This is a genomic window from Pseudomonadota bacterium (genome assembly GCA_022361155.1).
Classification (GTDB): Bacteria; Myxococcota_A; Polyangia; order Polyangiales; family JAKSBK01; genus JAKSBK01.
Genome location: JAKSBK010000299.1, coordinates 1 through 24,878, shown reverse-complemented (window position 1 = coordinate 24,878; position 24,878 = coordinate 1). Strand labels below are relative to the sequence as shown.

17 protein-coding genes are annotated in these 24,878 nt (G+C 64.7%); 5 read left to right on the top strand and 12 right to left on the bottom strand.

From position 1 onward, the window contains the following. Positions 1 to 77: 77 nt before the first annotated feature. The 7 genes from MJD61_11585 to MJD61_11555 form a co-directional block, all read right to left on the bottom strand. A complete protein-coding gene (locus tag MJD61_11585) occupies positions 78 to 1,085 on the bottom strand; it encodes a hypothetical protein (protein ID MCG8555910.1) in 1,008 nt (335 codons plus the stop codon). Beyond that, the gene (locus tag MJD61_11580; GenBank protein MCG8555909.1) at positions 1,082 to 1,654 is read right to left on the bottom strand and encodes a hypothetical protein; all 573 of its coding nucleotides are present in this window, start codon (positions 1,652 to 1,654) and stop codon (positions 1,082 to 1,084) included. Before MJD61_11580 ends, MJD61_11585 begins: the two co-directional genes overlap by 4 nt. Then, positions 1,651 to 2,976, bottom strand: coding sequence for a succinylglutamate desuccinylase/aspartoacylase family protein (locus MJD61_11575; GenBank protein ID MCG8555908.1), 1,326 nt, complete (start codon positions 2,974 to 2,976; stop codon positions 1,651 to 1,653). The genes MJD61_11580 and MJD61_11575 overlap by 4 nt, the downstream gene beginning before the upstream one ends. Then, positions 2,939 to 4,768 (bottom strand): ABC transporter ATP-binding protein/permease, encoded by a 1,830-nt coding sequence (locus MJD61_11570; GenBank protein ID MCG8555907.1) that lies wholly within the window; start codon positions 4,766 to 4,768, stop codon positions 2,939 to 2,941. Before MJD61_11570 ends, MJD61_11575 begins: the two co-directional genes overlap by 38 nt. Further along, positions 4,765 to 5,877 carry a hypothetical protein gene (locus MJD61_11565; protein MCG8555906.1) on the bottom strand — a complete coding sequence of 371 codons (1,113 nt, stop codon included), beginning with the start codon at positions 5,875 to 5,877 and terminating at the stop codon, positions 4,765 to 4,767. Before MJD61_11565 ends, MJD61_11570 begins: the two co-directional genes overlap by 4 nt. Positions 5,878 to 6,030: 153 nt before the next feature. After that, positions 6,031 to 8,358: a hypothetical protein gene (locus MJD61_11560; protein MCG8555905.1), complete on the bottom strand. Its 2,328-nt coding sequence runs from the start codon at positions 8,356 to 8,358 to the stop codon at positions 6,031 to 6,033. A gap of 228 nt (positions 8,359 to 8,586) precedes the next feature. Then, positions 8,587 to 11,739, bottom strand: a complete 3,153-nt coding sequence (locus tag MJD61_11555) for a TonB-dependent receptor (protein MCG8555904.1) — start codon at positions 11,737 to 11,739, stop codon at positions 8,587 to 8,589. On the opposite strand from MJD61_11555, the gene MJD61_11550 reads away from it, so the two are divergent. Further along, positions 11,738 to 11,962, top strand: a complete 225-nt coding sequence (locus MJD61_11550; GenBank protein MCG8555903.1) for a hypothetical protein — start codon at positions 11,738 to 11,740, stop codon at positions 11,960 to 11,962. The two genes, MJD61_11555 and MJD61_11550, sit on opposite strands and share 2 nt — an antisense overlap. Here MJD61_11550 and MJD61_11545 read toward each other — a convergent pair. The 3 genes from MJD61_11545 to MJD61_11535 all read right to left on the bottom strand — a co-directional run bounded on the left by MJD61_11545 (position 11,952) and on the right by MJD61_11535 (position 15,945). Further along, positions 11,952 to 14,000, bottom strand: coding sequence for a thiamine pyrophosphate-dependent enzyme (locus MJD61_11545; GenBank protein ID MCG8555902.1), 2,049 nt, complete (start codon positions 13,998 to 14,000; stop codon positions 11,952 to 11,954). The genes MJD61_11550 and MJD61_11545 overlap by 11 nt on opposite strands. A gap of 379 nt (positions 14,001 to 14,379) precedes the next feature. Continuing rightward, positions 14,380 to 15,582 carry a trypsin-like peptidase domain-containing protein gene (locus MJD61_11540; protein MCG8555901.1) on the bottom strand — a complete coding sequence of 401 codons (1,203 nt, stop codon included), beginning with the start codon at positions 15,580 to 15,582 and terminating at the stop codon, positions 14,380 to 14,382. A gap of 3 nt (positions 15,583 to 15,585) precedes the next feature. Next, positions 15,586 to 15,945, bottom strand: a complete 360-nt coding sequence (locus MJD61_11535) for a cupin (protein ID MCG8555900.1) — start codon at positions 15,943 to 15,945, stop codon at positions 15,586 to 15,588. A 161-nt stretch (positions 15,946 to 16,106) separates the two neighbouring features. On the opposite strand from MJD61_11535, the gene MJD61_11530 reads away from it, so the two are divergent. Then, positions 16,107 to 17,348, top strand: coding sequence for a DUF1015 family protein (locus tag MJD61_11530; protein MCG8555899.1), 1,242 nt, complete (start codon positions 16,107 to 16,109; stop codon positions 17,346 to 17,348). A 120-nt stretch (positions 17,349 to 17,468) separates the two neighbouring features. On the opposite strand, the gene MJD61_11525 is transcribed toward MJD61_11530, so the two are convergent. After that, positions 17,469 to 20,414 carry a sulfatase-like hydrolase/transferase gene (locus tag MJD61_11525; GenBank protein MCG8555898.1) on the bottom strand — a complete coding sequence of 982 codons (2,946 nt, stop codon included), beginning with the start codon at positions 20,412 to 20,414 and terminating at the stop codon, positions 17,469 to 17,471. Between the two features lie 135 nt (positions 20,415 to 20,549). Between MJD61_11525 and MJD61_11520 the strand changes: the two genes are divergently transcribed. Further along, positions 20,550 to 21,656, top strand: coding sequence for a DUF444 family protein (locus MJD61_11520; GenBank protein MCG8555897.1), 1,107 nt, complete (start codon positions 20,550 to 20,552; stop codon positions 21,654 to 21,656). Positions 21,657 to 21,872: 216 nt separating this feature from the next. Further along, positions 21,873 to 23,414 (top strand): SpoVR family protein, encoded by a 1,542-nt coding sequence (locus tag MJD61_11515; GenBank protein MCG8555896.1) that lies wholly within the window; start codon positions 21,873 to 21,875, stop codon positions 23,412 to 23,414. 66 nt (positions 23,415 to 23,480) lie between these two features. Here MJD61_11515 and MJD61_11510 read toward each other — a convergent pair whose 3' ends face one another. Then, positions 23,481 to 23,663: a hypothetical protein gene (locus MJD61_11510; protein ID MCG8555895.1), complete on the bottom strand. Its 183-nt coding sequence runs from the start codon at positions 23,661 to 23,663 to the stop codon at positions 23,481 to 23,483. A gap of 221 nt (positions 23,664 to 23,884) precedes the next feature. Here MJD61_11510 and MJD61_11505 point away from each other — a divergent pair, with 221 nt between their 5' ends. Beyond that, positions 23,885 to 24,703 (top strand): helix-turn-helix domain-containing protein, encoded by an 819-nt coding sequence (locus MJD61_11505; protein ID MCG8555894.1) that lies wholly within the window; start codon positions 23,885 to 23,887, stop codon positions 24,701 to 24,703. Positions 24,704 to 24,878: the final 175 nt, after the last annotated feature.

Below are 24,878 nucleotides of genomic sequence, written 5' to 3'. Positions count from 1 at the left end.
CTGCGCATTTGGAATCGCACCTCACAGGGAAATGGCAGGTCTGCGGCCAGTGTCAAGCGGTGCATAGTCGCGCGCGCTCACGCCTGGTTGCCCCCCCGGCGAGGTAGCAGGCGAGCAAGATACGACCCAAGCCAGGCTACGAGCCGCTCTACCGGGAAAAAAGCGGCGAAAACGAGTCCGGACAATTGGTAACGGAACTTGATGTGCATCAGGGCGAAGATCCCCCAATGCATGCCCCAGGTGGCCAGGGCCCAGATTCGGGCGGCCCTCCTGTTCAGCAACGAAACCGGCCCGCCGAGCTCGAGAACCATGGTCAGGATTCCGATCACGGTGAACAGCGCAATCTGGTCGTAGAGCTCGAAGGCCAGCGGCGACACGACGCTGCCGAGCACCTCCTTGCGAATGGCGTCGACCGCGATCTGGTCGCGCAGTGCGCTACCGCCCATCCAGGCGAGCCCGAGCTCGCCGGCCAGCTTGGCGACTCCAGCAAGCCAATAAGCCAGGGCGGTGAGCAGGCAGATCAGCTGCAGCGGCCACCCGTATTGCCAGCCCGACGGCGAATCCACCCGCGACACGTCGCTCAAGCTCGAACGCCACAGCCCACCACGGTATGCGTAGCGGTCGGCCGCGGGGCTGAAGGCCACAACGAGGGCGTGAAGCACCACTATGTTGTGACTGTGGTAGATCATCGACCACGAGTTGCGGTAGCTCAACACCACGAGCAGCAGCAGCGCATAGAGGGGACCGGTCCAGCGGAACTTCCACCCTAAAAGCCAGGCCACGTTGAAGACGAGCGTGGCGATCACGATGAGCTGGAACAGCCCGGGCGGCAGGGGCTGCTCGAGCAACGCCACGGGCCCCACGGGCTTGAACATGGACACGCGCGTGTGAGCGACCTCAAGCAGCATCGAATAGCGCGTGCCGACGTAGAACAGGCCGTAGGCGCCTATCAGGATGCGCACGATGGCAAGACGGGTGGCTGGAGCCTCCATGAACCAGAAGCCCGCCAGGCTTTGCTTGATCGAGCTGCTTTGCTTGATCGAGCTGCTTTGCTTGATCGAGCTGCTTTGCTTGATCGAGCTCATGCCTCTCCGCTGCGCACGCTACACGTCGCGTGTGTAACTCGCTTGCGCGGCGTGCTTATCTGGTGGTGCATGAAATCTGCGATCCCGAAGCTGCCTCGGACGACCTTGATCGTGGTCACATCCGGGTACTTTTCCCTGCGAGCCGCGACGCGGGAGGCGACCTCACGGCACAGCTCATCGCTCCACCCGCGTTTGACAGCACGGTTGATCTGGCGGCGTACTTGATTGTGGCCGCCGCTGCCGATGACCCGCCTGGGCAAGTGCTGCTCGTTTCCATCGCGGTCGACCCCGATAACGTACGCCACCTTGACGGTTTCGCCCCGCTTCTGGGAAAACATGGGATAGTAGGACAATGGAAAGTTGTCCCGCGGCCGGCGGCTCCAGTTTTCGACCACGGGATAAACCACGGCAAGGATCAAAACCAGCCCGAACAGGCTTGCCCCGCGCCGGCTCAGCAACGGCGCTGAAGGTGCTTGGAAGCGTGTGGCCGAACGCAGCCCGGCGGCCGGCCGCTGTGCGGCGTGCTGCTTCGCGGTCGGTCGCGAGCTTTGCTGCCTGGCGGCGGTCATCGCTCCAGCCTCAGGATGGGATAGGCGCCGTCGGGATCGAACCGAAGGCCAAGCCCCGGGTAGCGAACCAAGCCGAAACGTGAGCGCGGTTCAAGCAGCAGGGCCAGCGCGACGCCGGAGCGTTCCCGGGCGCTGACCTGCACGTAGTCCCGCAACCGCGTCGGCTCACGCACCGCACGGACGCGCGGCCGGCGTCGTGTCAACCCCGTCTCGGTTTCAAGCATGCGGTAGCGAACGGCCTCGACCGGTCCGTCGAAGTCTGCCTTGCGGACGTGGAAGCCGTGCCTGCTCAGTACCTCGATCACCTTCCCGAGGCCGCTCGGGATCGCATACGCGCAGGGCAGATGCACATGGCGGTACGGTCGCACCACGGACTCGAAGCGGCTCGGCCAGCGCACGCTCCGAACCTGTCCCGAGCGCAGATCGAGGAAATCGAAGCAGCGCGGTTGCGCTTGCGCTACGTAGCGGCACGACAGCGCCACCTTGCGGCGGCGCTCCGGCGTGCTGCACAGCTCGGCTCGCCGTGCGCTCGCCGTCTCGAGAACGCTCCGCAAGGCGGTCTTGAGGGCCTCGCGGGCCCGGTTGCGACCGGGCCTGCCGTCGCTGCGTCGAGGCGTACGACCCTCCACAAGCACGCAGGGCAGGCCGTAGCGAACGCTCAGCCAGTTGCGCGCGTCTCGGATGTCGAGCGTCCCGTGACGAACGCGTCCTTTGGGACGGAACAGCGTGTAACGTGCGGAACGAAAGCCGGCGCGCTCGAGATCGCCTGTTACGCCGCCAAGGAAGCCCGCGCCCGCTGGACCATCGAAGGCGTGTCCGGCGTTTGGATTCGTGGGCAGCTCGACGAAGATATCGTGGCAGTAGGCGAGCCCGAGTTGGAGCAGATGGCGCCGGCGTGTCGGGTAGGTGTGCACGTCCACGAACAGGTGCGGTTCGAGCGCGCGCATCAGCCTGTGAAGCGCTCGGGTTTCGGGGCTCGAAAGCAGTTGATGATCCCGATTCAGGTCCACTGCCAGGGCGTTGCGACGCTGCCGTTGTAGCGCTGCGTCCGGATTCGCGTCGGGCACGAGCGTAAGCGCCATGTCGAGCTCGCGGGCTCGTGTGGAGGCCTGCCCGGCAAACTCCTCGACGGCGATGCGGGCGTGGCGTTCGTCGCCGTGCTGACCGGCCACGACAAGCACCCGCAGCGTGGCGTCTGGTCGCCCGAAGTGAAGGGCACGCAGCGGTCTATCCTCCACCGAGCGACCGAAGCTCGAGGTCACGGTGGTGCTTGCGCCCGTGTTGTCACAGGGCGCGTCGGAGATGTGAAACGCCTTCGGCATGGAGGTTGAACAACGTCTGGTAGATGGAGCACGTATTGCGCAGTTGCCGGTGGGTTCCCTGGGCCACCACCTTGCCGCCATCCAGCACGACAACAGCATCGGCGCTGCGAGCTGTTTGAAGATGGTGGGCCACCACCACTATGGTCGTCGTGGCGCTGAGCTCCCTGAGCGCAGCGAGCACCGCTCTGCCCGAACCTGGATCAAGCGCGGAAGTAGGTTCGTCCAGCAGCAGGACCTTGGGCTTCGCGAGCAGGGCGCGAGCAATGGCCAAACGCTGCAGCTCGCCACCGGACAGCAGCCCCACCTTGGCGGCGCCTTGAACCGTCACACCCAGCAGGTCGGTGCCGCGCCGGCCAAGCTGAGCGCCGAAGCCGGTGGGTAGTCGCTCGATGAACTCCGTGGCGTGCGCCCGATCGCAGGCCGCGCGAACGTCGGCCGCGGAAGCTTCCGGTTGAAACAGACGGATGTTGTCCAGGATCGTGCCGGTGAACACCATCGGTTGTTGCGGCACGAATGCCACCTGCGAACGGACCGAACCGTGTCGTGCCTGGGCCAGCTCCTGACCGTCGATGAACACTCGACCTGCATCGGGCTCCTGCAAGCGGTCGAGACAGCGCAGCAGCGTGGTCTTGCCGGCCCCGCTGCGTCCGACAACCGCGGTGAGCAGGCCGGGATCGATGTGCAGGTCGATGCCGTCAAGGATGCGCCGACCGCCATGTTTGACCGAGACTGCCTCGAGCGAGATCGCCCCCCTCGAGACCTCGAGATCGCGCATCCCTGCTCGATCGCGCAGGGGCTCCGGACGCTGCAACAACTCCGAAAGTCGCTCCAGGCTAACCAGGCCACGACGGCAGGTGTGGGCTATCTTCGTGAAGCGACGGATGGGCGCATACAGCAGCACCACGAAGCCGCAAAACGTGACCAGCGTCCCGACCGCCATCGACCCTTGAAGCACCCGCAGCCCACCCTGCCACCACGTCAGGGCGAGGCCGAGGCTCGTGGTGAAGAGCACCGAGCCGTTGATGGTCGCGGATAGACGCCTGGCACGCAGCTCGGCACGCTCGAGCTCGTCGGCCCGTCGCTCCATCCGCGCTGCGGCCAGCTGTTCGCCATTGAGCGCCTGAACCGTTTCGATCGCATCGGAGTGCTCCTTGATGTGCGTGGCCAGCTCGGAGTGAGCCGACCGTGTGCGACGCGTGGCGCGGTGCAACTTCTTCTGGAGGTAGCGTGCCACAGACCACTGCGGTACGAGCACTCCAAACGCGAGGCCGGCAAGCACGGCGTCGCAGGCCAGCAGCATCGCGGTCGGATATACGATCCGAAGCACGTTGGAAGGCAGGTGCACGAACACATCCTCGGTGAAGCGGCGCACCGAGCTGGTATCCGTGAGGGCACGATCCAGCAGCTCGCCGGTGCCGTAGTTCCTCTGCTGCTCTGCGTCGAGCATCAGAAGCTTGCGTGTCACCGCCTTGCGCAGCGATGCCAGCAGGCTGCGGCCCAGCCGGGCGCTGGCAACCTGGCGCGCATAGGCGCCGTAGCCGTACAGCACGGCGAGCGCCAGCAGGCCCAGCGAAACCACGCCGAGCGCCTCCCGCGGAGCTGCGTCAGGCCACTGGTAGGCGTACACTACAGGAGCCTCACCGGCGAGAACGCTTACGATCGCCCCGGTAAGCACCGGCACCTGCATCGGCAGCGTCTCGTGCGCCAGCCGCAGGCCGAGAGCCGACACCAGCAACGACTTGTGGTGCTTCAGATGCTGAACCACGAGCCGCAAGCGCGGATCGAGCTTCACACCGCCATCCGCAGGCGCTCGAGGACCAAGTCCGTGAGCGCGTCGCCGCTGCCGGCCGAGCTTGCGACCGGGACGCTGCTGCGGCCGCCAAACTCGGCGACCAGCAGAGGAGAGTTCGTGATCACGCCGCTGACCCCGACGACTCGGTGCCCCAGCTGCTCGACCGCGGCTACGGCATAGAGCGCGGATGCCGCGCACGGTGCGGTAAGCAGGACGCCCGCCGCGCGCCGGCGCAGCCCGGGCTCGCTGAGAAGCATGGAGGTTTCGCGCTGCAGCAGACCGTCGGCGAGCTCCATGAGCACGATCTCCGGCTCACAGCGCGCCGCATCCTCGAGCATGCGCGTGTAGAGCCGCACCAGCTCGTCTTGCGGACAAAGGTAGGTGGAGGGCAGCCCGTAGTCGCTGAAGTCCCTGACGTCGACAACTCCGGTCGCAAGAAGCTCATCGGGGTCGCGGTGCGATACGCTGCCGGTCAGCTTGCATGCTGCAACTCGCTTGCCCCTGCGGGCAAGGCCCCGAGCGAGCCTGGCTACCGCCGTGGTCTTGCCGGTGTCCATGGCCGTGCCGACGACCAGCAAGGTACGGCAAGGAGCAAGTTCCGTAGTCTCCGTTGGAAACAGGCGATCTTTGAGGTTGACCGGCTTGCCGGATTCGTCGAGCAGATGACCCAGATACCTGAGCTCGGTCGGCGCCCGCTGCTCGCTGTGTCGCGACCGCACCGTGCCCAACATGCCGGCACCCGTGAGCATGTGCAGCTTATGCAGGGAAGAGACCCGAGCCTCGAAGGCCATGGTGGCGTAGCGGTTGCCCAGCGCTCCGAGGATCTTGTCTCCGGGGTACATGCGCAGCCGCTTGTTGCTCGCGGTCATGACCCGCTGGTGCTTGCCCGTCTTGACGATCTCTGCCACTACGACGTCCCCAACGCGAGGCTTGCTGCTCGACGATCGATCGGCGAAGCGCCAGGTCGAAAGGGGAGCAAGCGACCGGCATGCCCACGAGTGCTTCAGGTTCCGATCGGCGGGATCGGTCGAGCCGATGTGGCCTTCGGGCAAACCCACGGCGTCCTGCGCTACCGGTCGCGATCCTGCCCCCTGCCCTTGCCCGTCCATCCGAATCTCTCCTCTCCCCGATAGCCCGCAAGTGCGATTCCAACCCTGCTGGTGTCAGCCCGGTTGGAGCTCGGAGCTTGACGCCGACGCGGGAGTTGTGCAAGAGCCTTTCACGGCACGCGCAATAGTCGTACACAAGGGTTTGGGGGGGCCTTAGCCACCCGTTGAACGCGTGTACCATGTCAGCCCCAACCCCACGCTCACGTTCACAGCCACAGCAAGGGGCTCGCCCTGGCGGTGTTCCCCATACAGGTTCACCTGAAACCGCAGATCGAATCGGCGCTCGAGCTCGATCCTGGTCTTGAACGAAGCGCGCAGGGTCTGCAGGGCGCTGCCTCCGAGCCCGGTCACGAAGTAGTTGAGCTGAGCGTCGAGCTCCACCAGATCGTCGTCGCGATCGATGATTTCCCAGTCGTCGAGCAGCAGCTCCACGCCCGCACCCGGACGAGCCCGCCCTTCGGGGTCCTTGAGCTGCATTTCGAAGCCGCTCTGCACGCGCAGCTCGAGCTCGTACAGAGCCATGAAGCTCAAGCCTACCGTGGGACGAAACAGCATGTGCCTGTAGCTCCTGTCCTCGGGAAGCGTGAACTCGCTCTCGAGATAGGAAGCCGCGTACAAGTCCGGAACCTTGCGGGAAGCGTAGCGCGCCCGCAGCCGGCTCCAGCGCGCGCTCAGCTCGCTGGTGATCAAGTCGTCTCCCTCGCTGATCCTGGCCTCGTCCCCGAAGACGCGGGTGCTCTGGTAGCGCGCCGTTGTTCTGAAGCGCAGCACCCAATCCGCATGATTGCCCTCCAGAAGCATCGAAGCCCGTCCCCCCAGCGTGGCGCTCTGCTTGCGGTCGAGCTGGGCCGAATCGTAGGAACGGGGATTGCGTATCGCAGTACCCGCTGACTGCACCTCGCTGTCCACCCGAGCTCGCCATTCCACGTAGTGGTCCGGATTCGCCAGCACCTGCGCCCGAGGATCGTCCGTGCGCGACAGGTAGCGCAGTATCGCCGATCGCAACCGGGGCTCGGCAACGGGTCGCCACCGTGGTCCCTTGCGCAGGCGAGTTTGGGCCGCGTGTCTGGTGGCCACGATGCGGTAGCGTGCGCGGCTGCTGGCTCGACGCCAGCCAACATGCAGCTTGCGACCCTCTCGGTGAACACCGTGCAGTCGCAGCAAGGAGCTCGAGTCCGGGCCGGCTGCCTTGCGCCGCCGCCGAAGCTCCCTGTAGACCTTCTTGAGCCAGCGCCTATCAACCTCGGCCACGACGAGCGGCTCATCGCGGGCGATTGCCATTTCGATGTCGCTGCGCGAGACGCCACGCGGCTGCAGCGGCGACCACGGCTGGTCCACGAGAGCACCATCCACCACCGCGATTTCGGCGCCCGAGGTCGTGAGCATCACGTTCGCGGCCAGATTGAGCAGCTGCTGCCTCGACCTTGGTCGCGCGACACGGCGTCGACTCGGCAGCGGCATTGCCCAGCGGCGGCAGTACTCAGGACCGATCTCGGCCATCCAATCCGAAAGCGGCGGCGGCGCGCTGGAGCCCGCATGCAGCGGCCGGGCGTCCAGCGCGTAGCCCGCGCCCATCCTGGCGGGGCTGAGGTGCACTTCCAACAATCCCCCCGGAGGCCCAGCCGCGATCACCGGGCGAACGCTGGCGGGACGGGCGGACAGCAGCTCGGCCCCAAGGGTCGACACCACCATCACGTCCGGGCGCTCCTCTTCCGGCATGCCGCGCACTAGCGACAACGCGCTTGCAGCCGCGTCCGGGTCCCGCCAGGCATCCAAGCTGACGATCACCAGCTCGGCGCCCCTTTCGCGCGCCTCTCGCGTCTTGGCGAGCATCGTGTCGAGGGGATCTGCGAGCGAGAAGTTTCGCGCCCGCGCAGGCGACAGCCCAAGGAACGCCTGCCTCGGCATGACGCCGATCAGCGCGACCTTGGCCTTGCCGTCGTCGTGCAGCCACACAGGGTCGTCAACACTCACGAGCGCCGCACAAAACTCCTTTGCCCGGGCACCACAGCGGAGGTTGCTGGCGATGACCGGAATCGCGAGATCGCGAAGGGCTTGCACGACGGCAGCCAGGTCCGTGCGGCGAGCGCCGAGGTCGTCCACACCCAATACCAGAGCCGCGTAGCCCAGCTCCGCAACGAGATTCGCCAGCTGCTTGGGCTGCTCGCGCAGAGCGTAGTTGGTGGGCCCGCGAGCTGCCAGCAAGCCACCGGTATCAAAGGCCAGCGGTCGCTCTCGCAACGCCGGTTGCCAGGTCAAGGCCGCAGCGCTCCGGGCGAAGTCGCTCGGCCTGAGCGTTTCCCCACCAGCGCAGACAGGGTGCGCGAGGCGCCCGGCAACACCGGACGATACGATGAGTCGGGTCACCTGAGCATCGGCCTGAGCGGCGGTCCGGCCGGCCCAACAGAGCGCCAACCCCACGGCAAGCCACCCCGGCAACCTGACGTGGCGCGCCGCGAGCCGTGGCAGAGCGGCGGGCATCGCGCGTCAAAGAGCACACTCTGCCGCCGCAGTCAACGCGCAGGTTGAGCCGGACCGCGGGCTTGCTCTTTGGGGGGCCTGGAGCTTCACGGCTGCCTTAGGGCCCACGGAAGAATAACTCGTCTGTATCGCCGAGGGCCGGGCGCCGTTGGCAAGGCGCAACATAGCCAGCGGTGGTCGGAACCGGTGAGATGGATGAGTTATTCTTCCGTGGGCCCTTAGTTGCCACTACAGGAAGGTGTGCTTGAGCTTGACATAGACCAGCCGTCCACGAATGTCGTGCACGGTTCCCTCGTACCCCGGACGGATGACTCCGTCGGCGGGCAAGCCAGGGGGGTCTTGATCGAGCACGTTGTTGGCCCCTACTACGAGAACCGATTCACCGCCCTCCACCACACCCGACAGACGCAAGGCGTATTGCGCATCCAGCGTCGTCCAGGGTGCGACCCTGGACGTGATCTCCATGCTATCCACGGCGCGAAGCGGTTTTTCGTCCTGTTTGAAACCACCGATGTAGCGGACGGCCAGATGCGCGGCGTGGCCTCCAAGCGCCCACGAGCCGCTCAGCACAGCCCGGAGCTGGGGCTGCGGAGCGAATGCGTCGAGGTCGGAGTTTCGGTACCCGCGTCGGTTCTCGAAATTCCCATCTCCGTCGACATCGGCCTCGAACTGGGTGAGCAGGGTGGCAGCCAGCCGCAGATCGAACGAGCCCGTTCCGGGAGTCTGCAAGCCGTAGCTCGCGTTCAGATCGAGGCCGCTCGCTCGTACCTGGCCCACGTTGATGAAATTGGAAGTCGTCGATAGCAGCTGGCCGGCGGCGTTCCTCACCACCCGAGGATCGGGATTCGGTGCAAGGCCCTCTCGAAACGTCCCATCCTGATTGAGGCAGGTGTTGTCGACCAGCGTCTGACCGTTGGCATCCAGGCCGATCAGACCATGGTAGCGATAGTTCCAGAAGTCGACGGCAAAGCGAAGCGATCGCACGGGAGCCACCACGAGCCCGAGGTTGAAATTGTTTGCGCTTTGAGGCTCGAGATCGGGCGACCCCACTCGCTTTTCCACCGTGTTGAAGTTCTCGCCGGAGTTCATCCGGCAAACCGATTGACCCATCTCGCGCACTTCAGGGTCGGAAAGGCTGCGGGAGGTCTGCTCGCCAGCCACCTGCGTCATGGTGGGCGCCTGAAACGAGGTTCCCCAGGATCCTCGCAGGCGTAGCCATTCGAGAGGTCTGATCTCGGTCGCGACCTTGGGGTCGACGGTGTTCATCCCCCCACCGTAGTCTTCGTATCGGCCCGCCAGCTGCATCTCACCGATTTGTCCCAACGGGATCACGGATTCGGCGAACAGCGCGTAGACGTCCTGTGCTCCCTTGATCTGCAGCTCCTTGTCGCGACCGTTGGCCTCCGCTGCGGCCTCGAGCGAGTCGGGCGTACGCTGGTAGTCAAGGCTGCGGTATTGGACACCGACCGCCAGCGGAACCACCCCCAGCGGCGTCTGCACAACGTCTCCACGCGCGTGCGCCTCGAGCACCTTCATCTGCATCCGTCGAGATTGGACACCCACGCCGTCGAACTGAGCCTGGATCTCCGGAGCGTTCGCTGCCGTTACGCCTTGGCTGCCGGGCTTGGGCGACACCAGATCCGGATTCGCCAGTCGGGTGCCGAAAGGATTCCAGCGCCCTTCGAGGACCAGCTGATTGAACACGTCGGCCAGGTAGTTGCGGGGTTCGTGCCCTGTGAACTCGTTGTCGGCAACCATTCCCGAGATATCCGCGGACCAGGTGTGACCGAGATCCAGCTTCAAACCGGTTAGGAATCGTGTGTTGCGGAATTCGCGCAGCCGCTTGGCCGCGCCAGGACCGTTCGCTTCGTTTCCCAGCGGGCGCATGGTGGCCGCCAGGTCGGCCGCCTGCAACGTCCCGTTAGCCCAACCGGGATCGGTCGGAGGCACATACAGCAGGCCGCCGGGCGTGACGGGGTCCGCGATCCAAAAATTGAAGGGATGGTCTCCGGGAATGTGGATCCCCTGGCCGCCCACGATGCTTCCGTTGTTGAACTGTGCGGCACCGAGTCGGTCGGTGATTTTATTGACCGAATGGCTGACCTCCGTAAAGAACTCTACCTGGTCACCAAGCTCGTAGCTGCCTTCGACGAAGACCTGCGCCCGCTGTTCGTCAGGAATGACAGTAACCTGGTCGGCGAATAGAAACTTGCAGGTGTCGCCCGTTGCGCTGAGAATGCCACCCGCTGCTTCGCAATCAACGTCCGGGACCTGGATTGCGTTGGGCGCTCTTTGAAAGCGCCCCGTCATGAAATCAGGAACGGCCAGGTTGTAGCTGCCCGGCGAGCCGACGCTGCTCGTGTGGCGACCGCTGAGGTAGTCGCCGCCGGGCTTGGTGACGCGATCGACGATCCAGTCGAAATCGGTGCGGAAGTTTGCGGTCTGGCGATAGTACGCACCGAACACGCCGATGTGCCCCTTGTCGTGATCCGCACCGAACGCCAGTCCGAGATCGTAGCTCCGGTTGCTGGCGTTGGAAGCGCCACCCGAGATCTCGAAACCCTCGAACTGGCTGCGCGTGATGATGTTCGCCACGCCGGCGACGGCCTCGGAGCCGTAGGTCGCAGAGGCACCGTCGGTCAAGACATCGATCCGCTCGATCATGTTGACCGGAAGCGAGTTGATGTCGAAGAAGAAATGGCCTGCGCCGTTGCTCACCGGGGCGAGCCCCGCTCTGCGCCCATTGATCAGCGTGAGGGACGAGCCCAGGCCCAGACCCCGCAAGCTGAACTGCGAGGTGCCCTGGGCTGCGCTTTGCTCGACGGCCAGCGTCGAGCCGGTGTTGACCGTCAACGTCTTGAGCACATCGGAGGTCTGCGTCACCCCCGCGCCGGATAGGTCTGCGCGATCCAAGGACTGGATCGGAGAGCGCCCCTTGTAGGCGGATGGCCTGTTGAACAAGGAGCCGGTCACCACGATCTCCTCGATCTTCTTGTCGCGCGAGCGCGGGGAACTCGCCGGCGCGGACTGCTGCGCTTGCGCGGGCCGCGTTTCGCCGGTCCGCCCGGTCTCGTGTGTGGCAACGTCTTCGCCGTCGGGTTGCCGGTTGGTGTCCGGTGCGTTGTCTTGTGCGAACGCCGACGCAAACGAAAGCAGCGCCGGCAGGACAAACGCTGCGCCTGCCCACACGTAGCCGCTGAAGGTCTTGTGCACTTGTTGGCTTCCCTTTCGATGCTGCCCGTCGATGCTGCCCGCGCGGGGCCCGCCACTCGGGCAATGATTGCCCTGGAGACATAGGTCGTACATGCCCTTGCTGTCCAGTTTGTAGTTTGCGACGTCTGCTTTCGTTTCCGGCGCAGGCGCGACATCGCCGGGCGGCATGAGTCGGCTCCTTGACGCTGCATCGGGTCCAAACGAGGCTGGGCTGCCGGCGGAGAGCTACGTGCAGCACCCGCCGCTGGCCTCTGAGCTCGTGATCGGCGCCGGCGCGACCCACGCCGAGGTCGTCGCCTGTTCGCAGGTCAAGCAGGCGCTGTCTGCGCTCGCCGCACTGATGACCAGACGCGCAGTCCCTCTGACCGGCCACGGGGGGCCTAACGCTTGATGAAGCCGCTGATGGAACGGGCCCGATCACCGAGCGGGGGCGGGGCGGCGGCGTCTACGCGCACTTCGATCAGGGCCGGGCGGCGGGAGGCCAGGGCCCTGGTCACGATGTCGCCGATCTGCCCTGGGGCGTTGACGATCTCGCTGTACAGACCCATGGCGCGGGCGATGGCCGCGACTTCAAGCGAGCGCCGATTTCGGACCGAGTTCAGGGGCCGTTTGCTGCCGACCATTTGGCTGCCGTGCCAGGTGATGCCGTGCATGTTGTTGTTTTCCACGATCCAGATTACCGGAATCTCGTTGTCGGATGCGGTCAGCAATTCCATGCCGTTCATGGCGAAACAGGCGTCCCCGATGATCGCGAACACCGGTCGTTTGGGTGCCGCCAGCGCTGCGCCGATGGGTGCTGCCGTGCCGTGACCCATGGAGCCGAAGCCCAGGTTCAGCACGAACTTTTGGTGCTTGCGGATGCACAGATGGTGGACGTTGGTCAGCATGTGCCCGCCGATGTCCGAGAACACGATGGCGTTTTGCGGCAGCACCTCCTGCAGCTCCACGCGCCAGCGCTGCGGGCTGACCGGAATGCGATCGCTTACCCGTTGCTCGGGCTCGCTGAAGCGCTCGTGGCCACGGGCGAGCGGCGCGGCTTCCTTCCATTTGGAGCCCGCCACGCCGTGCTCGCGCAACAGGCGATGCACGTGGTAGACGAGCTCGACCAAGATCGTCTGTGCGTCGCCCACCAGTGCCGTGTCCACGGGGTAGTTGCGTCCGATGCGCTCCATGTCGAGGTCGAGCTGGATCAACGCTACCGAGGGGCGCAGCCTGGGTGACCAGTTGAGCGTGGTCGTTTCGTTGAGCGAGGCGCCCACAGTGAACAGCACATCCGGCAGGTCGCCCAGAATCGTTTCGCGTGCGTCGCGATGGCCGGCAAAGCCGAGCACTCCCAGCGACAAGTGGTGATCTTCAGGGAAAAGCCCCTTGCCGCGGGGCGTGGTGGCCACGCGTGCTGGCAGGAGCTCGGCCAGGGTCCGCAGGTGCTGTTCGGCCCCGGCGATACCGACACCGGCGCCGGCCAGGACCACGGGGTATTGGGCACGCAGCAGCGTCCGAGCTGCGCGCTGCACGGCCACGCGATCAAAGAAGGTCGTTGTGGGTCGATAACTGCTCGGCTTGTACCAGTGTTCGTCGAGCTCGTAGGCGAGCTGCTGCGCCCACAGATCCACCGGTACGTTCAAATGGACTGGACCTCTTCTTCCGGTCAAGGCATGGCGCAGGGCGCGGCGCACGTGGTGGGGCAGGCTGTCGGCCGACGTGACCATGGTGGAGTACTTGGTCACAGGCCGGAACATCTCCACGATGTCGATGTCCTCGCGGTTGGTTTCCTGTGCGGCGCCCTTGCCAAGTGCTGCGCTCGCAGCCTGGCCGGTCACTACCAGCATGGGAACGCCATCCGCGTAGGCGCACGCAACGCCGGTGAGCAGGTTGGTCGCCCCGGGGCCCGAGGTGCCCGCACAGACGGCCAGGCGGCCGCACACGCGCGCGTAGCCGTCGGCCATGAACGCCGCGCCTTCTTCGTGCTTCGAGACGATCAGGCCAAGATCCGCGTCGTGTTCTACGGCATCGAAGAAGGGATGCAGTAAACCGCCCGGGATGCCGAACACCACCTGAGCGCCTTCCGCCTTCAAGTGCTTCAAAAAGACGTCGACAGCGCGCGGTTCGCTTGCGGGCGCGCCGACTTCCGCGCCGAGCGCCGGCGCCTGCGGCGGCGGTCGAGGAGTCCGCAGCTTGGCGCGGGCGTGTTCTTCGTCTTGCTCTTGGTCTTTGGCAGGCAGGGGCTTTGCCTGTACCCCAGAGGGTCGTTCGAGCGGCGCGGCGATCGGGTCGCCTCCAGAGGGCTCCCCACCTTCGGCGAGCTCTCGGTCTACCGCGATCCGAGTGTGTTCAGGAGGCGTTGTTGCATGCTCTGCCGCGGCCGGCTGGTTCGCCCCAAGGGGGCGCGGCGCGAGTCGTCCATGTGGCTTAACTGGTAATCGCTCCATGGCTTCATCCCGCAAAAACGAGCACTGCTGAAGAGACCCCTAGGACTCCTCGATTCACCCCTGGACAGCGTTGGGCAAGAGCCGCGCCAATCCGCTTCGAGCGGTGATCCCACAGAGACTATAGGCGGGATTCGGTTTTGATCCCAGAGCCGTGGACGAACAAAAAGCGATTTTGTTTAGTGGTATTAACCCTTAGGGCTTATGTTGGGGAGCAATCGTTCCTCGTCGCCCGTCCGGCTTACGTTGTCATCGCAATTACCCACCACGAAACGTACTGGTCGCTCCCGCTCGTTAGGGAGCGTGTCCCCTTCCTCGGCCTGTGAACCACGACGGCGGCTGCTCGCCGGCACGCAGAGAGCTGCACACACCTTGCACATTACTACTCGCGGGCTGCGGCCAATCTGAGACGGACCTGCAGCGTGCCGGCGGCGCGTCGCAACCGCACCGCGACCTCATCGCCGACCGCATGCCGATCGAGGATGCGGTACAGATCGTCGTGGTTTCGCACTTGCTGTTCATCAATGCCGGTGATCACGTCGAACACGATGTCGCCGCTCGGTACGCGCCTGAGCGGCCGGATGCCCGCAGCAGCGGCAGGACCGTCTGCTGCAACGTCCCATACCAGGACGCCCTGCAGGCCAAGACGCCGCAGGATGAGCTCGTCGCCCAGGATGATTCCCAGCAGCGGGCGCATGACACGGCCGTGTTCGATGAGCTGTGGGACCACGCGCTTGACCGTATCGACGGGCACGGCAAAACCCACGCCGGCCGAGACCCCGGTGGGACTGTAGATGGCCGTGTTGATGCCGATCAGGCGGCCCGCACTGTCGAGCAAAGGTCCGCCCGAGTTACCTGGATTGATGACGGCGTCGGTCTGGATCACGCCTTGGATCGGGCGATTGGTCAGCGAGCGTATCTCGCGTCCAAGGCCGCTTATCACGCCCGTAGATAGCGTGTGATCGAGCCCGAAGGGATTGCCGATCGCGAGCACGGTCTGGCCCACGCGTAGCTTCTGCGAGCTGCCCCTGGAGATCGGGCGCAGCTTGTCGGCCGGAGCATCGATGTGCAGCACGGCGATGTCTTTGTGGCGCGTTCGGCCGACCAGGCCCGCCCGGTACACCGAGCCATCGGCAAGAGAAACGCGGGCACCGCGGGCGTTTCGGATGACGTGGTAGTTGGTGACGATGTGGCCCTTGTTGTCCCATACGAAACCCGATCCCGTGCCTCGTGGGATCTCGAATACATTGAAGCGAAGATCATGACCTTGATCGACGGTCGTGATGAAGACCACCGAGGGGCTGGCGGCTTCGAAGAGCTGGATGATCCTGTCCTCTCCTTCGGCGAAGCCGGACGCGACGCCCAGCGCGCTCGACGCTGGAGGCGCCAGCGGGTGTGCGGGCTCGGGCGGCGCTGCCAGCCGCTCCTTGGCCCCGTTGCCGGCCGCGAGCTCGTCGCTGGCAGGCGCGCGCGTCAGCCAGTACCACATCGCACCCGCCGCCGCTGCCGAAGCTAGCCCCATGGCAGCGAGCACGCCGAGGAACACCACGACGAATCGACTCTGCTGCTTGCCGCGATTCGCCATGCACTAGGCCGGATCGCGGTGGACGGTCTGTGGCGAAAAAGCGGGCCTACACACCGCCACGTAGCGAGCGCCCTCAGGCGTCTTGTAGCGCACCCATTCGCCCCGTCGAGCCACTACAGCCTGTCCCGTTTCCACGCTCACGCTGCCACCCTCGAATTCGACAATCAGGCTGCCCTCGAGCACCAGCGTGTACTCATCGAACTCCGGGCGCTGTCCAGGTTCCTCCCACCCGGCGGGACTGTGCATGAGGGCCACGCTGACCTCGGCATCGTCCGTGCGCACGCGGCCGACATACTCCTCGATCAGCTTCCCGCTGCTGCCCGCAGCAGCGATGCGTGCGGGTTCCTCGATGAGCCTGGGCATCAGCCAGGCCCGTCTAGCATGCGGGCCGTCCCGGGTTCAACCAGGTCCAGCTCGCTCAATGCGGCTTCCCCCGGACCCGCCGGTTTGATCTGGTCCCCCCGGGTCGCCTCGCGTTCGATTCTCTTTGCGGTGGGCTTCGGCTATAGTGGTGTTCGTTCTTCATGGTTCGCATTCAACCATTCTTCGCCTTTCGTCCTCGGCCCGAGATTGCGGAGAAAATCGCATCGGTGCCGTACGACGTCGTCAACACCGAGGAAGCGCGTGCGCTCGCCGACGGCAATCCACTGAGCTTCTTGCGCGTGATCCGGCCCGAGATCGATTTACCCGATGGGACCGACCCCTATGCGGACGAGGTGTATGCTGCCGCTGGTCGCAACCTGCGCAAGCTGCTCGACGAGGGCGTGCTGATCAGGGACGTTCGGCGTTGCCTTTACCTGTATCGGCAAGAGGCCACGCTGCTCGGCCGCCAGGTAAGCCAGAGCGGTGTCGTGGCCTGCTGCCACGTGGGAGACTACGACGCGGGCCTGATCAAAAAGCACGAGAAGACCCGGCAGCACAAAGAGGACGATCGCACGCGTCACGTGCTGGCGCTGAACGCGAATGCGGGCCCGGTTTTCTTGCTGCATCGGGACCGACCCGCCATCAAGTCCCTGATCGAGGAGGCCCAGCTCGAGCAGCCGCTGTACGACTTCACCGCCAGCGACTGTGTCAGGCACACCGTGTGGCGCGTAGATCGCAGCGAGCTGCTCGTCCAGGCGTTTGCCGAGCTTGACCACGCCTACGTGGCCGACGGCCACCATCGCGCGGCTTCTGCGGCGCGGGCCGGGGCCGCCCGGCGCAAGGGCAATCCGCTGCATACCGGCAGCGAAGAGTACAACTGGTTCTTGACCGTGCTGTTCGGCGCGGAGCAGTTGACCATCTTGCCCTATCACCGGCTTGTTCGCGATCTGAATGGGCTGAGCGCCGAGTCGTTTATTGCTCGGTTGATGCAGATCGGCACGCTTGTTCCCACCGGTAGGCCGGAGGTCGTGAGCTCGGGCGCATTCAGCGTGTTCGCGGGCGGCAAGTGGTATCGGGTGCGTATGGCGCTGGAGTCGATCGCCAAGGATGACCCGGTACGTTCGCTCGACTATGTGCTGCTGGATGAGCGCGTGCTCGATCCCGTGCTCGGCATCAAAGACGTGCGCAGCGACTCCAGGATCGACTTCGTGGGTGGTATCCGAGGCACCGCCGAGCTCGAGCGCAGGGTCAGCTCCGGTGAAATGGCCGCGGCTTTCGCCATGCGTCCGATCAAGGTCGAACAGCTCATGCGCGTGGCCGATGCCGGGGAGATCATGCCTCCCAAGTCGACCTGGTTCGAGCCCAAGTTGCGATCGGGGCTTCTGATTCACTCCCTGGACTGAAAACCGTTCCTGTTCAGAATGGCGCCATAGCTGCTCGCGTCAGCGCTGCTGTTCTTGCGGCTTTTTCTGCAGGCGCGCTGGCTCCGGCGCCATTCTGAACAGGAACCGGACGTCTGTGTGTCAATCCAGTTTGGGCTTGCTGGTTGACCGTTCGGCGGCGTACCCGAGGGCCCGCAGGCGATCGATGGCGGCCTGGTCGGCTGCCACGTTCACGCTGCGGGGGGCCACCGCGCCCTCGGCGGCCTGCTGCCGGTATTGGTCGAGCCGCTGCTCGCCATGGGTCAACTCGGCCAGGCGCGCGTGCGCGAGATTCTCCTGCTCGCCCGGGTCCGAGTCGAGCTCATAGAGCTCACGCGTTTCAAGCCCGCGCGGGTTGTCCCGATTGGCCGTGATCAGCTTCAGCTCCACGTGGTCGTGCTTGAGACGCAGCGCACCGAGCACGTTGCCCTCGTGGCTTTCCTCCGCGAACACCTCGTCGCTCCCGACAAATGCATCGCGCCCTTGCACGCCCTGGGGAATTTCGAGGCCCGCCCGAGCAAGCAGCGTGGGCATCAGATCGATCGACTGCACCCAGTGATACACCGTGGTGCCGCCCCGTGCGTTATCAGGGAGCTTGAGCAGGAGCGGCACTCGGATCTGTTCGTCGTACAGGGTCGTCCCATGCCAATACCCGCCGTGGTCCATGAACTCCTCGCCATGGTCGGAAGTGACCACCACGGTCAGGTCTTCGTAGAGGTTGCGCTCCTTGAGCGCCGACAGCAGCTGGCCGAAGTGGTGGTCCCAATACGTGATCTCTCCGTCGTACAGCCGCTGCAGGCGGGGAGCCTCCTCGGGTCTCGGTCGCTGGTGAGTCGAGCGCGCGTAACCGGCGCCATCGTAGGGGTGGGCGTAGTACGGGTCGTGAGGATCCATGTAGCCGGCGAACACGAACCAGGGTTTTCGGGGCTTGCGCTCGAGCAGGTCGAGGATCTCGCGGTTTACCTGCTCGGCGTCTTTGTAGACGCTGCCGGGGCGGGCCGGCTGCAATTTCTCCACGATGCGTCGCGCAAGCTGGACCATCAGCAGCTTGGAGGACGTGTCGTTGGCAAAGAGCACGTAGCTGGGTTCGAGGTAGCGGTAGTCATCAAAGCCCTGGTGGAAGTTGAAGAACGGTGCAACGTTGTAGTTCGTGGCCACGCCCAGCGTGGTGTAGCCACCGGCACGCAGCGCTTCCGGTAAGGTGACCAGCTCGTCGGGCAGCGCGTCGGCTTTGGCCATGGTGTGGTGGCTTGCCGCGTAGCGCCCCGTGAGGATGGAAGCGAAGCTCGGACGGGTCCACGACGCGTTGGCGAAGGCCTGGTCGAAGCGCACGGCGTCCCGGGCGAACGCGTCCAGGTGCGGAGTCGAGCCTCGCCGGTAGCCGTAGGCCGGCAGATGGTCGGCCCGCAGGGTGTCCACCACGAGAAACAGCAGGTTTCCGGCTGCTTTCGGAGCGCGCGGCCGGGTCGCAACGGGCTCGGCGGCGCCCCCCTGCGCGCCCAGGGCCGGCATGGCGAGCAGGAGCATGCAGGCGGCCCCAAGGGCGGGCGTCCCCCAGGGCGTGAGCAGGAAGCGACCCGCGGCCCGGTCCATCAGCGGTCGCAGCAGCAGCCTTAGGACCGCGTAAAGCGCTGCTGCGGCAAACAGGCAGGCCAGCAAGACCGCCAGGCCTCGCCCGCTCTTCCAGACCAGCTCCTCATGGAAGAGGTCGCGCCGCACGCGGAAGGCGCCAAGCACGAAAGCTGCCCCGGCCACGATCGCAGCGCTGAGGCGGCCATACACCCTGGGTTCGGGCTCGGCCTCGCGCTGCATCAGTCGCCCACTTGCGGCCATGGCTCCGCCCAAGCCAGCGCCAAACAGGCCGCAGCTCAGGCCGTACAGGCAGCCCGCGTAGCTCAGCACGCTGAAGTCTCGCTCGGCGCTCGAGGCCAGCGTGACCAGGGCCTCGCCCACGCCCACGATCATGCCCCCGAAAAGGCCTGCGCCCATGCCCACGACCACGCCGCGTGTGACGCTGGGCCGGCGCGCCGCGGGTACGTGTTCGATCTGCGCTTCGTTGAGCTTTTCGCGCTCGGCGTGCTCGACCTGGATTTCGACGCTGTAGCCGACCCGGCGGGCCAGGAAAACCAGGCCGCCCACGCTCGATATCAGCATCTCCACGGCGAACCCCAGCGTGGGAATCAGAAAGCCGACGGACTGCGCCACCCCGAATTTCGAATACAGCTCGATCGCGGTTGCTTCGCGCACGCCGATACCGTTGACCGAAGCTGGAAACAGCGTGGCGAGGATCTGCACCGTCGATACGAAGAAGATCTCCCCGATGCCGAGCTCCGTTACTCCGAAAGCCCGCGCCGTGGAGACATAGATCAGGCTGTTGAAGGTGTGGGTCCCGACGCCCAGCGCCGCTGCTTGCACGACCAGCGTGCCCTGCCCCTGATAGGCGCACACGGCGTCGATGACCGACTGCAGGCGCGAGCGATACGACACCGGCAGCGTGCCTCCGAGGAGCCGAAACAGGGCCGGTCGCATGATGAGCACCAGCCCAAGCCCGATGGCCATCACGAAGATCGCATCGACCAAGAGCACCCACTCGATCCCGATGACGCGCAGCCCGAACGTCGAGCCTGCCACCAACACCACACCAAAGGCGAGGTAGCCGAGCACCATTTCGATTCCGATGACCGCGGTCGACCTGGACACCTTGCCGGTTTGAACCGCGATATCGTACAGCCGGTAGCCGTTGAGGCCGGTCCAGCCGCCCGGTGTGAACGCGCCGAAGAAGCGACCGATCATGAACGAGCCCACCAGATGGCGTGCGGGGGCGCGGATACCTTGCCCCACGAGTAGGCGCTGCCAGCGCAGCACACTGGTGGCGATTGCGCACAGCTGCATCGTGGCCGCGGCACCCAACCAGGGCCACACCACCGCCGACATCTTGTCCCACAGCTCGTCGGCACCTTCGCGCAGCAGCACCCGGCGGATCACGTACGCGATAATGCCTCCCGAAACGAGCAGCTTGGCCAGGAATATCCAGCGTTTCTTGTGCATGGAAGCTCTGAGTCGGCCGGCCACAAGCGGCCCTGCCTCGGGCAATCTAGGAGTTCGGGTCGACGCCGGCAATGCGTGTCCGCACCGCTGCGGCTAGCCCTGGTTGATCTAGCTAGTTAGACTATGCAATAGCGGATGTCCCTTCGCATCGATCAAGACCACTCTCGGTTTCGGCAGATTGTGCGCGGCCGGATCCGTCAAAACCTACGCAAGTATATCTCGCAGGGCGAATTAATCGGCAAACAGGGTCAGGAACGGGTGTCGATCCCGATCCCCCAGGTCGACATCCCGCGCTTTCGCTTCGAGGACCGGCAGCGAGGTGGCGTGGGTCAGGGAGACGGCGAACCCGGGGACCCGGTAGCCGGGCAGCCCGGTCAACCGGGCCAGGGAGCCGCCGGTAGCGCGCCGGGCGAGCACATGTTGGAAGTCGACGTCAGCCTGGCTGACCTTGCGGAGATCCTCGGTGAGGAGCTCGAGCTGCCTCGCATCGAGGACAAGGGCAAGGACGCCATCGTGGAGGCCAAGGATCGGTATGTGGGGATTCGTCGCGTCGGCCCCAACTCGCTGCGCCACTTTCGCAGGACCTTCCGACACGCCCTGAAGCGCCAGATCTCGCTCGGGACCTATGACCCTCGCAACCCCGTCATCGTGCCGGTTCGTGACGACATGCGCTTTCGTTCCTGGAAAACGGAGCACGAGCCGGTCGCAAACGCCGTGATTCTCTACATGATGGACGTGTCCGGCTCGATGGGCGACGAACAGAAGGAAATCGTGCGCATCGAATCCTTCTGGATCGACACCTGGCTCAAGCACAACTATCAGGGCATCGAGACACGCTTCATAATCCACGATGCGGTGGCACGTGAGGTGGATCGCGACACCTTCTTTCGCACGCGTGAGTCGGGTGGAACCATGATCTCGTCCGCCTACAAGCTAGCCTCTGATATAATCGATCGTGACTACTCTTCCAGCGAATGGAATATCTATCTGTTTCATTTTTCAGATGGCGACAATTGGAGTGTGGACGACACATTGCTGTGCATCCAGCTCCTCAGCGACAAGCTGCTTCCAACGTCCAATGTTTTCTGCTACGGGCAGGTGGAGAGCCCCTACGGATCGGGCCAGTTCATCAAGGATCTGGGCGAGCATCTGAAAGACAACGAGCGTCTGATCACCAGCGAGATTCGAGATAGGGATGCCATCGTACACTCCATCCGCGAGTTTCTGGGCAAGGGCAAGTAGATGTCCCGTTCTTGCGTGCAGCGGAGCGTCGACTACAGGGTGTCCAAGCAGGCGTGGCGCGTGCCGGGCTTCGGAGCCGACCCTCAGCGCCTGCGGGGGCCGGCGGAGCAGCCCGGATCGAGCTCGAGGCAAGGGGCGCTTTGCGCGCAACGTGAGCGAACCGGTCGTCGAAGCGAAGTCTCCCGTAAACGGTTGCCTGCGAAGGATTGCCGCTGAATGGCCCAGTTTGCCCTAAAAACAGACCTGCCTGGCTATCTTCGCGACGAGCAACGCAAGATCGAGCAGTACGCAAAGAACTACGGCCTCGATTTTTTTCCGACTGTGTTCGAGGTGCTGTCGTACTCGCACATGAACGAGATCGCTGCCTACGGTGGATTTCCCAGCCGCTATCCACATTGGCGCTTCGGCATGGCTTTCGAACAATTGTCGAAGAGTGCCGAGTACGGATTGTCAACGATTTACGAAATGGTGATCAATAACAATCCGGCGATCGCCTATCTGCTCGAGGGCAATAGCATCATCGATCAGAAACTGGTCATGGCCCATGTTTATGCCCATGTGGACTTCTTCAAGAACAACTTTGCCTTCCAATCCACTGACCAAGGTCGCGACTCGCTGACCGGACTGCTGCGCCGAAAGTGGATCGATACTATGGCGAATCACGGATCCATCGTACGCCGCTGTGCCAACCGGGTCGGTATCGAGAAGGTCGAGGCGTTCATCGATACCTGTCTCAGCATCGAGAATCTGATCGACCCGTACCGCCCGTTTGGGCCGCAACCCCGCAAGGATCGCGACAGCGATCAGGATACCCTGCAGGACGAGGCCGAAGAGGTTCCGCGCCTTCGAGTCGAGCGCGACTACATGGAGCAGTACATCAATCCGGACGAGTTTGTCGAATCGCAGAAGAAGAGGCTCGAGCAGGACGTCGACAAGAGCAAGCGGGTGCCCAAGGAGCCCGAGCGGGACGTCCTGCAGTTTCTGCTCGATCATGCGCCGCTGGAACGCTGGCAGCGAGACATCGTGGCCATTGTCCGCCGGGAGGCCTACTACTTCGCCCCACAGGGGCAGACCAAGATCATGAACGAGGGATGGGCGACCTACTGGCATTCCAAGATCCTGACGGAAAAGGCGCTCGACGCCTCCGAAATCGTGGACTACGCGGACCGCTGTGCCGGCGTGCTGGCCACGTCGGGTAACCAGCTCAACCCGTACAAGCTAGGTGTGGAGCTGTTTCGGCACATCGAGGAGCGCTGGAACAAGGGACGCTTCGGAAAGGAGTGGGAGGAGTGCGACGATCTGGAGGCTCGGCAAGCCTGGGATAGGAGGCTGGGACTCGGCCGGCGCAAGATCTTCGAAGTGCGTTCCCACTACAACGACGTGACGTTCATCGACGAGTTTCTCACGCCCGAGTTCGTAATGGACCAGAGGCTCTACAGCTTTGGGTTCAATGCCAAAAACGATCGCTGGGAAATCGAGTCGAGGGTGTTCCGAGACGTGAAGGTGAAGTTGCTCGCGCAGTTGACCAACGCGGGCCAACCCTTCATCTACGTGCAGGATGCCAACCACAACAACCGTGGCGAGCTACTGCTCAGGCACGACCATCAGGGAGTCGATCTGAGACTCGACTATGCGCGGGCGGTGCTGGAGGCGCTGGCACACATCTGGAAGCGTCCCGTCGAGATCCACACGCTGCTCGAGGGTAAGGCCACGCTGTTGCAGTACGACGGGTCCAGCCACGAGCAGAAGGGGCTGTAGCTGTCAAGCCATCGAGACGAGCGATCGATGAGCGTGGAGCATCAGTCCGCCCCGGTGCCTGTCAGCCTATTTGGTCGACGCGATTTGGATCTCGCCCGGTGTCGGTCGTTGATGCTTCGAGTATTTGACGGCGCCTTGCGTGCCCAGCATGAAGCTCATGACGGCGCTCAAGTACATGACGACGCATGCAATGGTGATCAAAAAAAGCTTGGTTGCCAACGCGTCGGGTGAAGGGTTCTCTTTTGCCATGGTTGTCCTCGCATCAAGGTGCGGGGTGAACCGCTCGCGGAACCCCGACCGTCGATGCAATTCAATCTACCCGCCTGGCTCGCCGCCCGATTTGCGCTGGATCAATTGGGCGTGAAAGGGCTGCCATTACTTGGCAGCGCTGCAGGGTCGGGCACCAGGGCTTACTAAGGGCCTACTAGGACTTGCAGGCACTGTTGCGGGGAGTACACTCAGAATAGCGGATGCGCGTGCGGGCATCCTTTTGCGTGGCCATGACGGCGTCGAGCGGAGCATCCGGGGTGGGGGGCCGTCGCACAGCGGTCACCACGACAGCGTGTCCGGACTGCCCGGCGCGCCGTCGGGGCGTACTCGACGCCATGCTGCCCTCGGCCGAGGGTCCTTGCAGCTTCGTATCGCTCGCGGTCGAAGCTCGCGAGGCGGTGCCCGCGCGCTGGCTGCAAACCTATGGCTTCGCGCTGGTCCGTCGAGGCCTGCTCGTTCGCCAGCGTTCCGACGCTCAGGGACGACTGACGGCTGTCGACGTCGTCGGTCCGGGCGCCGGGTTTTCGGTCCCGAGCGCAGCACGAGACCCGAAGTGCTCGGTTGTGCCAGCCGGCTACGCGGCGACGCGAGCGCTGCTCTGCCTGGTGCGTGGGCAGGCAATGTGTGATCACGCGGCGGTGGGCGGCGTCACGGCCACGGATCTACTCGAGCTGCAAGGTGAGGCCGCGGAGCGCCTGGAGCGGTTTGCGGACGCGCGCAGCAAGCCCGGGCTCGACGCTCGATTGGCGGCGCTGCTGTGCTGCTTGGCCGACACACTCGCCAGGGACTGTTTTCCAAGCACTGCCGTGGATCCCGAGGCCCTCGAAATCGTGGGGCGCTCGCGCGCTGCCGCGAACCTGGTGCCGCCCGGCCTGCTGCAGCGCGACCTGGCTGCGCTGGTATCGGCCCGTCACGAGTCGGTCTGCAGGGTCTTGAAGAGCATGTCGCGGCGCAAGCTCATTCAGAGTAGCGAGGCGGGCATTCGTTTGCTTGACAGGGCGGCCCTCGAGCAACTGTAGCTTGCACGTGGGTGACCGCTGCGGGCTGGGAGGCGCATGAACTGGTGTCCTGGGCTCAGGGCCCGCGGAAGAACCACTCATCCATTTCGCCGGTTCTGACCACCGCTGGCTATGTTGCTCCTCCTCGAAGTATCCCCAATACTCCTCGTCGTCGCGCCTCGCCAGCGGCGCCCAG

Excerpts from the sequence above, each read along its gene's own strand:
- MJD61_11580 (MCG8555909.1), bottom strand. The coding sequence starts at position 1,654 with ATGACCGCCGCCAGGCAGCAAAGCTCGCGACCGACCGCGAAGCAGCAC.
- MJD61_11565 (MCG8555906.1), bottom strand. The coding sequence starts at position 5,877 with ATGGACGGGCAAGGGCAGGGGGCAGGATCGCGACCGGTAGCGCAGGAC.
- MJD61_11545 (MCG8555902.1), bottom strand. The coding sequence starts at position 14,000 with ATGGAGCGATTACCAGTTAAGCCACATGGACGACTCGCGCCGCGCCCC.
- MJD61_11530 (MCG8555899.1), top strand. The coding sequence starts at position 16,107 with ATGGTTCGCATTCAACCATTCTTCGCCTTTCGTCCTCGGCCCGAGATT.
- MJD61_11555 (MCG8555904.1), bottom strand. The coding sequence starts at position 11,739 with ATGCCGCCCGGCGATGTCGCGCCTGCGCCGGAAACGAAAGCAGACGTC.
- MJD61_11540 (MCG8555901.1), bottom strand. The coding sequence starts at position 15,582 with ATGGCGAATCGCGGCAAGCAGCAGAGTCGATTCGTCGTGGTGTTCCTC.
- MJD61_11520 (MCG8555897.1), top strand. The coding sequence starts at position 20,550 with ATGTCCCTTCGCATCGATCAAGACCACTCTCGGTTTCGGCAGATTGTG.
- MJD61_11510 (MCG8555895.1), bottom strand. The coding sequence starts at position 23,663 with ATGGCAAAAGAGAACCCTTCACCCGACGCGTTGGCAACCAAGCTTTTT.
- MJD61_11505 (MCG8555894.1), top strand. The coding sequence starts at position 23,885 with ATGCGCGTGCGGGCATCCTTTTGCGTGGCCATGACGGCGTCGAGCGGA.
- MJD61_11525 (MCG8555898.1), bottom strand. The coding sequence starts at position 20,414 with ATGCACAAGAAACGCTGGATATTCCTGGCCAAGCTGCTCGTTTCGGGA.
- MJD61_11560 (MCG8555905.1), bottom strand. The coding sequence starts at position 8,358 with ATGCCCGCCGCTCTGCCACGGCTCGCGGCGCGCCACGTCAGGTTGCCG.
- MJD61_11585 (MCG8555910.1), bottom strand. The coding sequence starts at position 1,085 with ATGAGCTCGATCAAGCAAAGCAGCTCGATCAAGCAAAGCAGCTCGATC.
- MJD61_11515 (MCG8555896.1), top strand. The coding sequence starts at position 21,873 with ATGGCCCAGTTTGCCCTAAAAACAGACCTGCCTGGCTATCTTCGCGAC.
- MJD61_11535 (MCG8555900.1), bottom strand. The coding sequence starts at position 15,945 with ATGCCCAGGCTCATCGAGGAACCCGCACGCATCGCTGCTGCGGGCAGC.
- MJD61_11575 (MCG8555908.1), bottom strand. The coding sequence starts at position 2,976 with ATGCCGAAGGCGTTTCACATCTCCGACGCGCCCTGTGACAACACGGGC.
- MJD61_11550 (MCG8555903.1), top strand. The coding sequence starts at position 11,738 with ATGAGTCGGCTCCTTGACGCTGCATCGGGTCCAAACGAGGCTGGGCTG.